Annotated in this window: 11 protein-coding genes; 9 read left to right on the top strand and 2 right to left on the bottom strand. The window is 42.6% G+C overall.

All coding sequences use genetic code 11. The features are described 5' to 3' along the window. Positions 1–72 precede the first annotated feature (72 nt). From BUB77_RS17930 to BUB77_RS17905, 6 genes are all read left to right on the top strand, one after another. Entirely contained in the window at positions 73–870 is a 798-nt protein-coding gene (locus tag BUB77_RS17930) for an AAC(3) family N-acetyltransferase (protein ID WP_073278218.1), read from the top strand. A 175-nt stretch (positions 871–1045) separates the two neighbouring features. Further along, entirely contained in the window at positions 1046–1414 is a 369-nt protein-coding gene (locus tag BUB77_RS17925; RefSeq protein WP_073278217.1) for a BlaI/MecI/CopY family transcriptional regulator, read from the top strand. A gap of 9 nt (positions 1415–1423) precedes the next feature. After that, the gene (locus tag BUB77_RS17920; RefSeq protein WP_073278216.1) at positions 1424–2788 is read left to right on the top strand and encodes a M56 family metallopeptidase; all 1365 of its coding nucleotides are present in this window, start codon (positions 1424–1426) and stop codon (positions 2786–2788) included. 104 nt (positions 2789–2892) lie between these two features. Next, positions 2893–3300, top strand: coding sequence for a hypothetical protein (locus tag BUB77_RS17915; protein ID WP_073278215.1), 408 nt, complete (start codon positions 2893–2895; stop codon positions 3298–3300). Between the two features lie 101 nt (positions 3301–3401). Next, positions 3402–4415: a hypothetical protein gene (locus BUB77_RS17910; RefSeq protein WP_073278214.1), complete on the top strand. Its 1014-nt coding sequence runs from the start codon at positions 3402–3404 to the stop codon at positions 4413–4415. Positions 4416–4664: 249 nt separating this feature from the next. Further along, on the top strand, positions 4665–5522 hold the full coding sequence (locus BUB77_RS17905; protein ID WP_139241229.1) for a hypothetical protein: 858 nt from the start codon (positions 4665–4667) through the stop codon (positions 5520–5522). Positions 5523–5653: 131 nt separating this feature from the next. Here the strand turns inward: BUB77_RS17905 and BUB77_RS17900 are convergent, their stop codons facing one another. Next, a complete protein-coding gene (locus BUB77_RS17900) occupies positions 5654–6502 on the bottom strand; it encodes an AraC family transcriptional regulator (RefSeq protein ID WP_073278212.1) in 849 nt (282 codons plus the stop codon). A 227-nt stretch (positions 6503–6729) separates the two neighbouring features. On the opposite strand from BUB77_RS17900, the gene BUB77_RS17895 reads away from it, so the two are divergent. Both BUB77_RS17895 and BUB77_RS17890 read left to right on the top strand, forming a co-directional pair. Beyond that, positions 6730–10038: a DUF5107 domain-containing protein gene (locus tag BUB77_RS17895; protein WP_073278211.1), complete on the top strand. Its 3309-nt coding sequence runs from the start codon at positions 6730–6732 to the stop codon at positions 10036–10038. Positions 10039–10155: 117 nt separating this feature from the next. Continuing rightward, positions 10156–12870 (top strand): glycoside hydrolase family 2 protein, encoded by a 2715-nt coding sequence (locus BUB77_RS17890; RefSeq protein ID WP_073278210.1) that lies wholly within the window; start codon positions 10156–10158, stop codon positions 12868–12870. Between the two features lie 28 nt (positions 12871–12898). Here BUB77_RS17890 and BUB77_RS17885 read toward each other — a convergent pair whose 3' ends face one another. After that, complete coding sequence (locus BUB77_RS17885) at positions 12899–13849, bottom strand: helix-turn-helix domain-containing protein (RefSeq protein WP_073278209.1); 951 nt, start codon at positions 13847–13849, stop codon at positions 12899–12901. A 275-nt stretch (positions 13850–14124) separates the two neighbouring features. On the opposite strand from BUB77_RS17885, the gene gnpA reads away from it, so the two are divergent. Continuing rightward, positions 14125–16290, top strand: a complete 2166-nt coding sequence (gene gnpA / locus BUB77_RS17880) for a 1,3-beta-galactosyl-N-acetylhexosamine phosphorylase (RefSeq protein ID WP_073278208.1) — start codon at positions 14125–14127, stop codon at positions 16288–16290. The last annotated feature ends 89 nt before the right edge of the window (positions 16291–16379 follow it).

The following is a 16379-nucleotide window of genomic DNA, read 5'->3' as shown; positions in this document are numbered from 1 at the left end:
ATTATGAAATCGTTAATAAATATATTATAGCGTTACAATTATAAAATTATGCTGAAATTTGAGGGAGGACTAATGAAACCGGAAGACAGAAAATTGGTTTTAAAGAAGGATATTATTGAAAGTATTAAAAATGTTGGAATTGTTGAAGGTGATTCCGTAATGGTACATATTTCCTTAAGCAGTATGGGGTTTGTATGCGGAGGACCTCAGATTATAATAGAGGCATTGCTGGAGGCTGCAGGAGCTGACGGTACTATTATGATGCCGACACAGTCCTGGAAAAATCTTGACCCCACAGCAGGTGTCCATTGGGAAGAGCCGGAAGAATGGTGGCAGGTAATACGGGAGAACTGGCCGGCATATGATAAAAGAATCACGCCTACGAATACAATGGGAGCCGTTGCAGAAATGTTCCGCAGCTGGCCGGGGGCATTTAGAAGTGATCATCCGGCTCGTTCAGTAGCGGCTGTTGGAAAAAAGGCAGAATATCTCACGAAGGAGCATGAATTAAGTAATATTTTTGGAGCAGGTTCACCAATAGATAAATTATACGGGCTGGATGGAAAAGTATTGTTGATTGGTGTGGGCTATGATAAGAATACCTCCATTCATTTAGCAGATGCAAGAGCTTCTTATCCTTCAAAACATAATATCAAAGAAAGCAGTGCCGTTCTGGCAGATGGGAAAAGAGAATGGGTTACCTATGAAACCTTATATGTGGATGGTGAAGATTTTGAAGAGATAGGTAGGGCATTTGAAGAGGGACATAGTGTCCGAAGTGCCTATATTGGAAATTCATTAATAAGGTCCATGAAGCAGAGAGAGCTTGTTGATTTTGCTGTAGGTTGGATTGAGAAAAATAGAAAATAATAAACAAAGGCTCTTTTTCTGAGCCGGTGCAAAAGACATGGAAGTGAAAAACGTTCATGTCTTTTTTATAGGAAAATTACAAAAAAATGGGAATTTTTATTGACAGATTGAACTACAAGGTGTAAATTTATATTAAACTACATGATGTAGTTTAAAAAACTAAAAAGGAAGTCTTATGAAAAAAATACAACGGATATCGGATTCCGAAAAGCAAATCATGGAATTTATCTGGTCCACTGGAAAACCGGTTACCACCAAGGAGATCATGGAGCATCTGCCCCAGGGAACCAATTGGAAGCAAAGTACGGTTATAACTTTCCTTGCCAGGTTACTGGAAAAAGGTCTTATCAGGGCAACCAGGATAAGCAAAGCAAATTACTATGAGCCTGCAATAACAGAACGGGAATACAAGGAATTTGAAACGAAACAATTCATCAAGGATGTCCACAAAGGCTCTGTATTTGGCCTTATTTCCGCTTTGTGCGACAGCGGAGACCTGACGAGAGAGGATATTGAGAAACTGATGAATCGTTTGAAGGAATAAGGAGGGGTTATGCTGCTAAGCCTTTATATTCAACTACTGGTCTTATCATTGGTTACATCGGGTTTATATCTGATATTGAAAGGGATAAGCCGGCTTACAATGAAATATTTTCACGCAGTTTGGCACTATCGGACCTATTTGTTCATATTTTCATTTTTTATTGTTCCATACCATTATATTTTGAATCTATGGGGCTTTGGCTGGATTCGGGAAATAAAAAAGAAGGTGGAGACAGTTCCGGGCATACCCTTTACATCTTTTAAGAAAGCCGGGACTTTGCCATTAATAGAGTATTTACCGGAGCAGCAGAAAATTAAGTGGTGGATAATTATAGTAAATGCAATCCCCTTCTTTCTTCTGGCAGGAACCGTATTCTTTCTCCTCATGATAATTGTCCGCAACTGGAAATTGCATTATCAATTGATAATAGGATGCAGGGCAGCAGCGGATATGAAATATACTAAAATACTGCATGACTGCAAGGAGGAATTGGGAATCAGACAGAATTTACCAGTGTATATTTCTGAAGCGAAAACCAGTCCGTTTCTGTATGGCATATGCAGGCCCAGAATTGTTTTACCGGATATTGAATTTTCCGATAAGGAATTACATTTTACTTTTATGCATGAACTGACCCATTGGAAGCGCAGGGATACACTGATAAAAGGTATTTTATTATTAATCAATGCAATCCATTGGTACAATCCCCTGGCATATATGTTACGAAAGGATATTGACCGCTATTGCGAGCTTTCCTGCGATGAAAAAGTAGTAGCATCCTTGGACAAGCAGGAAAGAATCGATTATTGTGAACTGATTTTAAGTGTGCTGTGCAGTGTGGCCAGCGAAGGCGTGCTGTCTGCCTTCAGCAGCAAGGGAAAGTATCTCGAAAGAAGAATTAACATGATTATCGATGGCAAAAAATTAAATAAAGGGTACTCCAGGAGAATAGCAGCAGTTACAATAACCTTGTCATTGGCATTTCTGGGCATGGTGACTGCCTATGCTGCAAATTATAAACAACCCATAAAAGCCGGTGAGCAATTTCGTATAAAAGCCTCTGCATTAAGAGAGCCGGATGCCCTGCAGCCCCCTTACTCTGAAGAAAGTTTCATGACAGAGCTATTGGAATATGACAAAGGACTGCATATTTACAGATATGACGGAAAGTGGGTGCGTACGATAGACGACCGGTATGTGTGGAGCAGCAAACCCGCCGGCGGTGTAAAAGTATTGGCTTCGGGGGAGCCGGATATCTGGGGGAAACCTGTTGATATCAAAGTGGTACGGAATGAAAAAACCAACAAGATTGAGGGACTAATTGAGATGACGGATAGCCAGAGACTGGAAGCCGAATCATCTATTAGCAAATAAGGCGGTTAAGCTGTCAGAAAGAGATGATGCCAATGGTTTAATAAGCTTGGAAACTGTCGATGTACCCAATGAGTATAATAATTAATGAAAGGTGAGTATAAGGTATGAGAAAATCATTTGCTATAATATTAACAGGGTTATTATTAACATTTTCAACTACAAATGTATTAGCAGCAGAATCCTCACTTACAGCATCAGGCACAGGAATGCTGAGGGCATCCTGGGGGCAGACGACTATTACATACGCCAATGATGGAACATATGCAAGGGCAACAAGCTCAACCTATGCCGGCAGCTGTTACTATATCAGCGCAGAGATAATTTCTACCTACAACAATGGATCATCCAGCGGTCCCAGCAGTTTCAGCTATAAAAATAATGCTTCTTCTGTAAGTACTGATAATGTATATGAAAATGGCGCCAACAGGCAATACACAGCCAACGGTGTATTTCAGGATACATCAAGCTCCGGAAAACAGTATGCCACAGTATCTTCACCGGTATTTAAATAATGCTTGATTTTACTTTGGTAAATTGAGGGGCCAAACGTAAATTAAGTTCCCCTCCGTTCCTGTAAAAAGACAAGAACGGAGGGGAAAATAAAGGAGTCACTATGAACAAAATTAGCCGAAAGAAAAAAGTATTTTTTCTGGTAATCCCAATCCTGCTTATACTACTGTTGTTTGGAGTTTACCATAGCACTGATAAACGTAATCAGAATGAGAATCAGGTCATGCAGACCCAGTTCAATAATACGCATCCCGATTTCAAAACTTCTTACTATATCGACTCATACAATATAAATTCTACAGATGATTTTAAATCTCAGGATCTAATCTATATTTCTGATACCACAGCTCCCATTTATTTTGAATATGCCCAGGTTGGAAGCAGCACACAGGTTATTATGAATCTGTATTATGATTATAAACCAATCTCCTTTCAGGTTGCTGATAAAGAATATTCGGATAAATATATCTTTGATATAAAGGATGGAAACAAGGTAAAAATACCTGTATATATTAAACAGCAGGCAGAGAAGGACGATAAGAAAATTCATAAGCTTTTGGTCACTTTTGCAAGTGCACCGGATCAGAATGCATCTCAATATTCATTGCCAACGGATTTTTTTGGAATCAATGCTGTTTATGATGTCGTATATACAAAGAATTATAAAAATGAAGTATTCTCAGAAAACAATAGTAGTGATGATATTATTCCCGAAAATAATTTCAGTGAAAATTTAGGGGATCTGATCTTAAATACCGACTATAAAAATAAGGAGCAGAATACGAACGGAGGTATTTTAAAACCACCGGTAAGCCTTGAACATAAAAAAGGAACGCCATTGAAGCTGATGTATAACTTTGAAAAAATGGGCTCCAGGGAGTGCCTGTTATTGATTACCTTAAACTTTTCTCCGGTAAAAATAAATGGCAGTGATTACCAGATTATTCAATTGGATGGAGAAAAGGGAACAGCCAATGGTCAGGTGGAAGTCAATACTTCGGGACAACCCGGACTTTATGAGGTGGTTGGCTATATTATTCATGACCCTTTCCGCAAACAGCAGTCGGCGGATAACATTATTAAAAACAGTTACCGGTTCACCCTGGACTTAAGGTAATAATTCAATAAAAAACTATAATAAATATAGAATATAAATATCAATACTCCTACAATGACGCTGTAAAGGCCGCTTATTTAAAAAATACTTAAATAAGTGGTTTTGGCGTATTGAGAAAATATTTAAGTGGCAAAGTGAAAAAATCCTATAATTTTTATTACAAATCATAAGTCCTAATTGACAAATTCTGCAAGATGCTATACTATATAGTTAGTCTAGACTAACTATAAAAGGTACGAGGTGCAGAAAGTGGAAATATTAAATTTTATACACAACCTATTATGGCTTGGAGTTCCGGATGTATTAAAGGGACTGATCATTGCCATTTTATTTGTGGTGCTTTTTAAGAAAGCCATAAAAAAACACAGCTTTCTTTTTTACATTTATCCAGGTTTTCTTTTTATCTGGTATTGTACATATGGAATTTTGGAATTATGCAAAGTGGATTTATACGGCCTCATAGGGAAGACCATACTGTGGAAGCTTCTTTGGCTTCCGCATTCCTATGCGCTGGATACGGTCGTAGGAATCGGTTTTATTTTTATTGTAATGTACATTGGAGTGTTGCCGAAATGGAAAATCGTGAAAGAGCTCTATCCCATCCGAAAAGAAATGTCGATTATCGGCGGCTTGATTTTAGTCGGTCATGGCGTTATGCGGCTTACTACAATGAAATGGGCGTGGGGTGATGCAGCAGAGCTGAATCTGCTTCTGATTTTTTCTTATGGAATTCTTGGGTTAGTATTATTGGTACTGATTTTCATTCCGTGGATTACATCCTTTGATTTTCTGAGAAAAGCAATGCCTGCGAAGAAATGGAAGAAATTGCAGACTTATACAAGCGTTCCGTTAATTATATTAATCTGTATTTTCGGAATTACCATAAATTTGGGATGGGGATTTTCCATTCTGCCTGATTTAAGTGTTAGCTTATGGGACGTGAAAGAAGCTGCGGACGGCACTGCCATATCCGATCTTTCTCAGGGCTACCAGGTGGCAGCCGATTTCCTGGCGGCCAGGGTCTATTTGCTATTGCTGATCGGCTATGTATGGTTAAGGATAAGAAAAAAAGATAAGGGTACCATCAAACAGGCAATTGTTCATTAGAAGGAAATATTCTTTTGAAGAAGTGCTTCAGCATCCGGTGGATGTATATTGTCTTTGCATTTGTAAAAATGACTTGCAAATGCTTCCTGGCAAATATACTCCACCTTTTATGAGTGATAATATGTGATAAACTATTCTGTGGGACTGTCCCGGTATTTTAGCGGGCTTATTCCAATGCGCTTTCGAAAGGCGGTACAGAAGGCACTGGATGTGGGAAAGCCAAGTGAAAGTCCGATTTCTTCAATGGACAGGCGTGTAGTTTTTAAATAAAATTTAGCGGAATTAATACGGGAAGACAGAACATAGTCATGGGGTGTCTTACCCGTTATTTTTTTGAAGGTCCTTGCAAAGTAAAAAGGGCTTAGACCAGCCAGGCCAGCCAGAACATTCAGATTCAGGTCTCCGCCGGGATGTTCGTTGATGTAAGAGGTAACGCCGTCAATGATACCGGAAAGACTGTATTCAGGCCTGCTTTCAGATGCTGAAAGCAGAAGAGCCGTTAATATATTATTAAGGCAGCCTGATATCAGAACTTCTCTGATTGTCTGGTCACTGGAAAAATTCTCAATAATCTTATTCATGTTGTTTTCTACCGTGTAAGGGCTCTGAAGCTGTATAACCGGTCCGGAGGAAGAGACAACAGTCTGGTAATATTCTCTGGACAAAGGGCCGTCAAAGTGAATCCATAAACACTCCCATCCCTGATTGGAAAAATATTCATGGGGCTGGTAACAATCAATAAAGACAAGCTGACCCTTTACTGCGCAGTATTGCCGGCCGGAAACAACGATATTGCACTTGCCGCGCATAAGTAACATTATCAAAAAACTATCATAGGAATTACGAACCAGATGGTAATCAGGCTCATAATAAAAATGTCCCAGACAAATGGGATAGAAAAACATTTTCTGAGCCTGAAGGCTGGGAGTATGGAAGTAGATATCGGATTGCGGCATAATTTTTGCTTCCTGTGATTTCATGAATGAAAAACTCCTTTCTGTTAGCAGATTTTAATTTACATTCCGGACAAAATATACAAATTAATCTTTCGTTGTTTTAAGAATAACATTAATCCAGGAAAAAGGAAAGAGCAAGAAATCATAATTTTCAGGCAAGTTATTAGAATGATATTCTGCCGGAAATATGATAGATTAAGAAAGAAGAAGCAAGAGAAGAATTGTCTTTGCAGTGCTGGAATGGAGGAAAAATGGAACAGGCAAAAGTATGGAAAGAAAAAGTAGTAATTCCGACCTATGAAATCGGAGAACCGGAGAAGAATCCGATGTTCATTGATAAAAGAGTATACCAGGGCAGTACCGGTAAGGTTTATCCCTATCCTACAATTGAAAAAATAAGTGATACGAAAGCGGATAAAGAATATGAGGCGGTATATCTGGAAAACCAGTATATCAAAGTAATGGTACTTCCGGAGCTGGGCGGAAGGATTCAGAGAGCCTATGATAAGACGAACGGTTATGATTTTGTGTATTACAACCATGTAATCAAACCGGCGCTGGTAGGCCTTACAGGTCCCTGGATTTCGGGAGGTATTGAATTTAACTGGCCGCAGCATCACAGGCCCTCGACATTTCTGCCGGTGGACTGCCAGCTGAAGGAGTACGAGGACGGAAGCCGGTCCGTTCTGCTGAATGATGTGGACAGAATCAACGGTACGAAGGGACTGCTGGAGATCAGAGTTTATCCGGGCAAAGCTTATATTGAAATCAGAGGGCAGCTTTATAACCGGACTGCGCTGCCCCAGACCTTTTTATGGTGGGCAAATCCGGCAGTTCCGGTCAATGAACATACCCAGTCCGTATTTCCGCCGGATGTTTATGCGGTCATGGACCATGGGAAAAGGGATGTTTCCCGGTTTCCTATTGCTACCGGAGTGTACTACAAGCATGATTACGGGGAAGGTGTAGACATCTCCCGGTATAAGAATATTCCGGTTCCCACCTCCTATATGGCGGCAAAATCAGAATATGATTTTGTAGGTGGCTATGATTACGGAAAAAAAGCAGGGATTCTTCATGTGGCAGATCATCATATCTCTCCCGGAAAGAAGCAATGGACCTGGGGCTGCGGAGATTTCGGCAAAGCCTGGGACCGCAATCTGACGGATGAAGATGGTGCTTATATTGAATTGATGACAGGGGTCTACACGGATAACCAGCCCGACTTTACATGGTTAAAGCCATTGGAAGAAAAAACCTTTCGGCAGTACTTTATGCCCTACAAGGATATCGGTTATATAAAAAATGCAACGCTCCATGCTGCTGTAAATTTATATGTCACAGAGGGCCGGGTACATCTTGGTGTTTATGCCACGGAAAATTACAAGAATGCAAAGATTACTGTAAAGAACAAGGGAGGTTTACTGCTCGAAGAAGTTTTGGACCTTTCACCGAGAGCGGCATATAAGAAAGAAATAGAGGCAGGCGGTGCAAAAGAAGAGGATATCAGTATTCTCGTGGAAGGGGAAGGCCGGGTGCTTGTTTCCTATCAGGCCAGGGAAAGAAAGATAGAGAAACTTCCCGAGCCCGCACAGGCAGCAAAGGAGCCGGAAGAAATCATGACAAATGAGGAGCTGTATCTGACGGGACTGCATATCGAACAGTACAGACATGCGACATATCTGCCGGATCCTTATTATCTGGAGGGATTAAAAAGAGATCCGATGGATTCCAGAATCAATACGGCCTACGGAAGCCTGCTGTTGCGAAGAGGTAACTTTACAGAGGCGGAAAAGCACTTTGAAAGGGCGGTGAAACGCCTGACCTGTAAAAATCCGAATCCCTATAACAGTGAAGCATATTATTATCTGGGGCTATCCCTATTGCTGCAGAACAGGGACAAGGAGGCACGGGAGGCATTTTATAAAGCGACCTGGACAAGCGAACAGCAGGAAATGTCCTTTTACTATCTCGGTGTTCTGGCTGCAAAACAGAAGGATTATGAAAATGCATTTATCTGCCTGGAAAAATCGCTGGTGAAGAATTCCCACAACATAAAGGCCAGAGGAATAAAAGCCGCGGTCCTTCGAAAGCTTGGTCGGCAAATGGAGGTAAAGGAATGGCGGGAGCAGAATCTGCTGCTGGATCCCTTTGATTATATTTCCAGGTATGAGGCTTTTCTGGCAGAGGAAGATAAAAATTCCCTGGAGACTATGAACCGCCTGATGAGAGAATCAGAGGAAAATTATCTTCTGGCGGCAAGGGATTACGGGGAGGCCGGTTTTTATGAAGAAGCAGTAGGGATGCTAAGAAAATGTAAAGAGCAGAAGCCACTGTTAAAATACTATGAGGGATATTACCTCGGACAGCTTGGGCAGGCTGAAGAAGCATTGGAGGTCATAAGAGCAGCGGAAAGGTGCTGTCCGGATTATACCTTTCCCAATAATCTGGAGGATATTTCGGTATTGCAGTATGCGATAGCGTGCAATACGAAAGGCCCCAAGGCCTATTATTACCTTGGTGATTTATATTATGATAAGCTTCAGTTTTCACAGGCCAAGGCATTGTGGGAAAAATCCGCACAGCTGGATAACACCTTTCCCACAGTATTCCGGAATCTTTCCCTGGTCTATTATAATAAATTTACGGAATATGAAAAAGCAAAGGAAGCCCTGGAGAAGGCCTTTGCCCTGGATAAAAAGGATGCCAGGGTTTTTCTGGAGCTGGACCAGTTGTATAAAAAGCTTGGAATGTCTGCAAAGGACAGACTTTTACGCTTCGAAGAATTTAAGGATACCTTTTCTGAACGGGATGATCTGTGCGTGGAATATGTAACGCTGCTTAACCGAAACGGAAGATATCAGGAAGCCTGTGAGTACATGAGCGGCCGCAGATTCCATCCCTGGGAAGGAGGGGAGGGGAAAATAACCGCCCAGTATACAATTTCTCTTCTGGAGCTGGCAAAGGCGGAAATAAAGGCTGAAAACTACGGGCAGGCAAGAAGCTATCTGGAAAGGATACTGGTCTATCCGGAGAATCTGGGGGAAGGAAAGCTGGAAGGAACCAGGGACAATCATGCCTTTTATTATCTGGGAGTGGTCTATGAGAAAACCGGTGACAGGCAAAGGGCGGAGGAATGCTACGGCAGGGCAACCCTGGGAGATGCCGATCCGGCAGGAATGATGTATTATAATGACCAGCCTGCGGATATGATTTTATACCAGGGACTTGCATTTTTAAAATTAGGAAACCCTTCGGAGGCTGTATCCAGATTCTACAAATTGATTGATTATGGAGAAAAGCACCTGTTTGATCAGGTACGTATCGAATATTTTGCCGTGTCCTTACCGGATTTCCTGATATTTGAGGATGATCTGACTTTGAAGAATAAGGCACATTGCTGCTTTTTAATCGGTCTTGGTAATATTGGCCTTGGCAATATAGAACAGGCAAAATCTTATCTTGAAAAGGCGCTGGAACTGGATAAAAACCATCAGAGCTGTATGCTGTTCAAAAAGAATATTAATGAGCTGATAGTTAACTCCTGCCACAACTTCTAGTATCAATTCCAAAGAAGGATTGAAGATTCAGGAAAGGGGTTAGTGTGAAAATTAAAAAGCAATTTTCACACGCATATTTGTGCCTGCGGCTCAAAGTTTGCAGGCTGTGAGAAAGGCATGGTTATTAATATGAATATTACAGATATTGGCGGAGAATGGCAGGTCACACTGGAAGATGGCGGGCAATATCCTGTCTTTTTGCCCGGAACTTTGGATGAAAACCATATCGGACATCCGGACAGCAGTTTAAATACCTGGAGGCCCATGGAGGTAGAAGGAGGAAGGGAGCAGGAGAATATTCTCCTTAACAGGCCGGATATCATTGCCACCAGGCTTACCAGAAAATATACCTATGAAGGTAAGGCTGTATATTCCAGAGCTTTACCCTGGGAAGCAGGTGAGGGTCTGGCAGAGGAGAGAATCTTTCTGGAAGCGGAAAGAACCAGAAAGCTTGCCCTGGTTCTTAACGGCAGCAGGGTGGAACCCTGCAGAGAAGGAACCTTGTCAACACCCTGTTTGTTTGAAGTGACCGGCAGATTACTGGAAAATAACCGCATCGAAATGATCTGCGACAATTCCTACCAGGGCTGGCCCCGTGAGGCAATCGTATATTCTTCCGCGGCTACCGATGAAACACAGACAAACTGGAACGGAATTTTGGGATTCCTAAGACTTCGGAGGGAGAAGAAGGTATTTATTGGAGGCATCCGGGTCTATCCAAAAAAGAACCTATTATCCGTGCAGGTGGATATAGACGGTACAGAAGCATATCACGGAGTACTTATACTTGCCAGTGATGCTCTAAAGGAGAAGGCACGGAAGGAAATATCTGTGCCGGCGGGCCTTCACACCATTGTATTTGACGCCTTGCCCCTAAAGGATGATATCAGGCGCTGGGATGAATACGAAGGGAACTTATATGAACTAAGTGCAGCTGCAGAGGGGCTGGAAGAGAAAGCAGCCACCTTTGGTGTCCGTGATTTTGAGGACGACGGCAGGGGCCGCCTTGCGCTAAACGGAAGAGCCATATTCTTAAGAAGCGAAGCAAATTGCTGTGTTTTTCCGGAAACAGGGCATATGCCCCTTGCTGTCGAGGAATGGGAGGCGATTCTGAACCGGTATAAGGCTTATGGAGTCAACTGTCTGCGGTTCCATTCCCACTGTCCCCCGGAGGCAGCCTTTGCAGCAGCGGACAGAACAGGAATGCTGCTGCAGCCGGAGCTGTCCCACTGGGATTATAAAACAGCCTTCGAGGAGGAAAACAGCAGAGATTATTATTTACTGGAGCTGATGCAGATTCTGTATTATTATGCAAACCACCCGTCCTTTGTCATGCTGACCTTCGGAAATGAACTGCAGGCGGGAGAAACCGGTCACAGGAGAATGGATGGAATGCTTCTACTTGCAAAAGCAAAAGACTCCACAAGACTGTATGCCTGTGGTTCCAATGTCCACTATGGGATGGAAGGGGCGGACAATAACAGTGATTTTTATACTTCTTCTAATTTTTATGAAAAACAGATCCGCGGAACCTGTTACGGAATGACCGGCTATATCAATGAAGGCTACCCGAATACCAGAAGGAATTTTGATAAGGTAATGGAGTGTCTCCGAAAAAATTACAAGGGACCTGTTTTTAGCTTTGAAGTGGGGCAGTACGAGAGTCTTCCGGACTTTGATGAACTGGAAGCCTTTCAGGGTGTTACCTGTGCAAAAAATCTGATGCTGGTAAAGGAAGAGGCAGAAAAACGCGGTATGCTTTCCAGTTGGAAAAGGCGTGTGGAGGCAACCGGGGAATTAGCCAGAATAGCTTATCGGGAAGAAATTGAAGCGGTGCTGCGTACGAAAGAACTATCAGGAATCTCTCTTCTGGGGCTGCAGGATTTCCCGGGGCAGGGCACTGCCCTGATTGGAATGCTGAATTCCCATTTGGAACCGAAACCCTTTGCCTTTGCAAAACCGGAGAATTTCAGAGCTTTTTTTACAGGTACCTTACCTCTGGTTCTGATGGATAAATATACCTATACCAACGGAGAAGAGCTGCTGGCTGATATTGAAGTCGCTAATTACGGTAAGGAAACTATTCAGTCCCCGGCAGTTTGTGAGCTGCATGACGGTGAGAAAGAATATTTCAGGGAAGTATTTCCGGCAGTCAATTGCCAGACAGGGACTCTTACTTCCCTTGGAAAACTGTCGATTCCGCTTCATGGGATTAAAACAGCCAAAAAGTGCCTGTTGTCGGTCCGAATCGGTGAATTTTACAATGAATATCCGGTATGGGTTTATCCGGAAGAAGAAGCAGAAGCCGGGGAGGATATTGTGATTGCGAAAACTTTTACGGAGGCTGTAGATGCTCTGGAGGAAGGAAAAACCGTATTTTATACTCCAAAGGCGGATAAAGAACATTTTCCCGCCTCTGCCCAGGGCCAGTTTACAACGGATTTCTGGTCGGTCGGAACATTTCCGGTGCAGGAGGGCTGTATGGGATGCCTGATGGACCCGGCTCACCCGGTATTCTCTGACTTCCCCACCGAATTTTATTCAAACTGGCAATGGTGGCCCATGTCAGGAGGAAGGGCAATGTTTGTTCCGGGTAACCTGGAGCCGCTTATAACTGTTATAGACTGCTATGCAAAGCTGCGGAACATGGCATTTCTCTTCGAATGCAAAACTGGTGGGGGAAGGCTGATGGTAAGCAGCATGGGTCTTTTGGAAAAGCAGGGTTATCCGGAGGCCAGAGCCCTTTACCGCAGTATTGTTAAATATATGACTTCGGAGAAATTTAAGCCCTCTCTCACACTTTCCGTGAATGAATTGAAAAAATTCCTCTAATATATCCTACCTGTCAGGTGTGGGAGGCCTAAACCCATCCGGTAAATTCAAGGATGGCTGCTTTCGGAGAATTTGTATCGGAGAGAACTGCCTGCTTTCTCCAGATATTCGGGGAGGTTTTCATCAGCTTTACAAAACAGCGGTCAAAGCTTGAGATAGAATGAAAACCGACCTTCTCCGATACGGTCAGAATGGAATCCTCCGTACTGCGCAGCAGCCAGCAGGCGGCATCAATCCTTGTGCTGTTTAAATAATTTAATGGGGCAGTTCCCATTATTTCATGAAAGATCCTTCTGAAATGGCTGACGCTCAGATGGCTTATATCAGCCAAATCACCGATATTGATCGGCTCCATGTAGTTCTTATGGATATGTTCCAGGGCGGCTGAAATTACGAGGATATTTTCTACATCCTGGTTCATGCTGATTTCAACATTATTTTTAGAATTTTCTGAAGTATGAATCCGCAGTAACTCTACATACAAGGAAAGCATCAGGCCCCTTACACTATTCTGGTAGCAGGTCTTCTGGCTTTTTAGTTCCTCAGCAATGGCAGAGGCCAGATAATATACCTTCGGATAATCCTCCCTGCTCATAATAAGATGGTAACTGCGAATGTCTGACATTGGTTTGTCAAAGTTGTTGGACTGACTTCCCACCATATTTCGAAACAATTCCTCCGGATCAACAAAAATATAAGTCCAGAGGCTTGCCGTACCCGGTGAACTGTAAGTGGTATGGGGAAGATGTTTGGGAACACAGGTTATGTCACCCTCTTGAAAGGGCAGGGAAATATCTTCAAATTCCATGATTCCTCCGTCTGAATGACAAATTCCGATTTCCAGGCAGTTATGAAAATGAAGTCTCCCGCTCTTTTTTTCTGATATTCTCCATCGGTCGCCGCTTAACAAGATAATTGGAAAATTTAATGGAAGGCTGTAATGACGGTATTCTATGATAGGTCTTTTGCGCTTTGACATAACAATCTCCTTTCCTAAACATTCCTTCGTATAATCATTATACTAATACCATATTACAATTTCAAGCTTATAAAGACTAATTTTTGTGCAATTTTGCTGTAAAAGAACGGAAAATATACATAAAATAGTAGATTATTATGGCTGTTGAGAGCAAATATGATTGAAAATGCACAATAATATCGTTATAATGATTAGATTCCAGGGAGGGGATTGTTTAATATGAAGGGAAAGAAGGATAAGCTTTCTAATGAAAAAGAAATTTGGGGGAAAGATGGATGACAGATGATAGCAGGAACTGGGGCAGCTTTACGCTGCCGGGGGAAGCAGGCTTTGAAGACCTGACCTTAAAGCTGGCTCAAAAATGGGGAGCTGACGTAATCCGTGACAGTGACGGAACAGAACTGTCAGAGGAGATTGTGAATGCCGGATACCGTATATATTCAACCATTTGCATCATCCGGGAGCACAATGCCTGGGCGTCCAGGCATAAGGATAAACTGCAGCAGACATTTTTAATGACTTCCCCGAAAACCGCGGTAGCAAATTGCCTTACCATAGGGTTAATGGAAAATTTCTTTCGGGAGCAGTTTGAAATCAATGCTTCGGAAGCAGCCGTAAAATACTGGCAGGTCTATGACCGGACAATGCAGGCGGAGGTTCCGGCAGAAAAATGGGTATATGAGAAAGAAAGTGAAAGTGTTACTATCCGGGATATCATTCCCTGGCACAAATATTCGGTAAGCTTTATTGCCTATCGTATCTGGGAAGAGATATCCATGTATAATCATACAACAAATCACTGGAATAAAGAGCATTTAATGCAGATTGACCCAATTCACAGGGAAACCCAGGAATATATGCTGCACTGGCTGGATAACTGGTGCAGGGAGCACAAGGCGGCCAATGTGGTTCGGTTTACTTCCATGTTCTACAATTTCGTATGGATATGGGGCAGCGATGAAAGAAACCGGTATCTGTTTACCGATTGGGGCTCCTATGATTTCACAATAAGCCCTTTGGCACTGGAGGAATTTGAGAAAAAATACGGATACCGGATGACAGCGGAAGACTTTGTTAACAAAGGAAAACGGAATGTTTCCCATATGCCCTGTGATAGCAGAAAAAAAGATTGGATGGAGTTTATCAATGACTTTGTAATTGATTTTGGAAAAAAGCTGATTGAGCTTGTCCACAGCTACGGAAAGCTGGCGTATGTATTTTATGATGACAGCTGGATCGGTATTGAACCATATAACGGGAGATTCAAAGAATTTGGTTTTGATGGCCTGATAAAATGTGTCTTTTCCGGTTATGAAGTCAGGCTGTGCGCGGGTGCGGAGGTAGAAACCCATGAATTAAGACTGCATCCCTATCTTTTTCCTATTGGACTTGGCGGAATGCCTACCTTTATGGAAGGCGGAGATCCTGCTGCCGATGCCAGAAAATATTGGATAAACGTCCGAAGAGCGTTGCTTTGGGAGCCGATTGAACGTATCGGTCTGGGAGGATACCTTCACCTGGTGGAGAATTTTCCTGATTTTGTGGATTTTATGGAAGAGGCAGCAAAGGATTTCAGGATAATCAAGAATTTACACCGTGCAGGACTTCCTTACCGGGCGAAAACAAAGGTAGCGGTGCTTCACAGCTGGGGCAGGCTCCGCTCCTGGACCCTGTCAGGACATTTTCATGAAACCTACATGCATGATCTGATACATATCAATGAGGCCCTGTCGGGACTTCCCCTTGATGTGAGGTTTATCAGCTTTGAAGATATAAAGCAGGGTGCCTTGAAGGAAGCGGATGTTGTAATAAATGCCGGATATGCTGGTTCCGCATGGAGCGGCGGGGACGGATGGAAGGATGATGAGGTGGTTGAATTACTGACGAAATGGGTCTGGGAAGGCGGTGCTTTTATTGGTGTGAATGAGCCTTCCGCTGTAGAAGGGTACGATACTTATTTCCGTATGGCTCATGTACTCGGAATTGATGAAGATACCGGTGCCAGGGTATGCCATGGAAAGTGGACCTATACGGTAACGGAAGAAAAAGGACTCCTTCCGGAACACTGCTTTATAAAAGCCAGAAATAATCTTTATTTGACAGACGGGAAAGCAAGGGTTCTTGCCGAAGAAAACGAAATGCCTGCCCTAACGGTTCATAAATTCGGAGATGGCAGCGGTATTTATCTTTCTTCCTTTGAGGTTAATCCCGTAAATACCAGGATGCTGCTGAACCTGATATTATTTGGAGGTAAAGAGGACCTTGCAGGCAGCTACCTGACCGACAATCCTCTTACGGAATGTGCATATTATCCGGAAAGCAATACACTGGTGGTACTTAATAACAGTGATACCAGGCAGAATACAATTATTAAGACCGGACTTGGAAACAGGGCAATTTCTCTTGAGTCCTATGAAAATAAAATTTTACAGCTTGAATAACCAAACACCTAATAGTTTCTATTAAAGTTACAATTCGGTCGGAGAACGGATGCGATAGGCAGAGGAGTTAGTTGGGAAAGTATGTTGTA

This window comes from Anaerocolumna jejuensis DSM 15929 (assembly GCF_900142215.1).
Classification (GTDB): domain Bacteria; phylum Bacillota; class Clostridia; order Lachnospirales; family Lachnospiraceae; genus Anaerocolumna; species Anaerocolumna jejuensis.
Note: the sequence above shows the minus strand (reverse complement) of the source record. Positions and strands in the feature narration are given on the sequence as shown.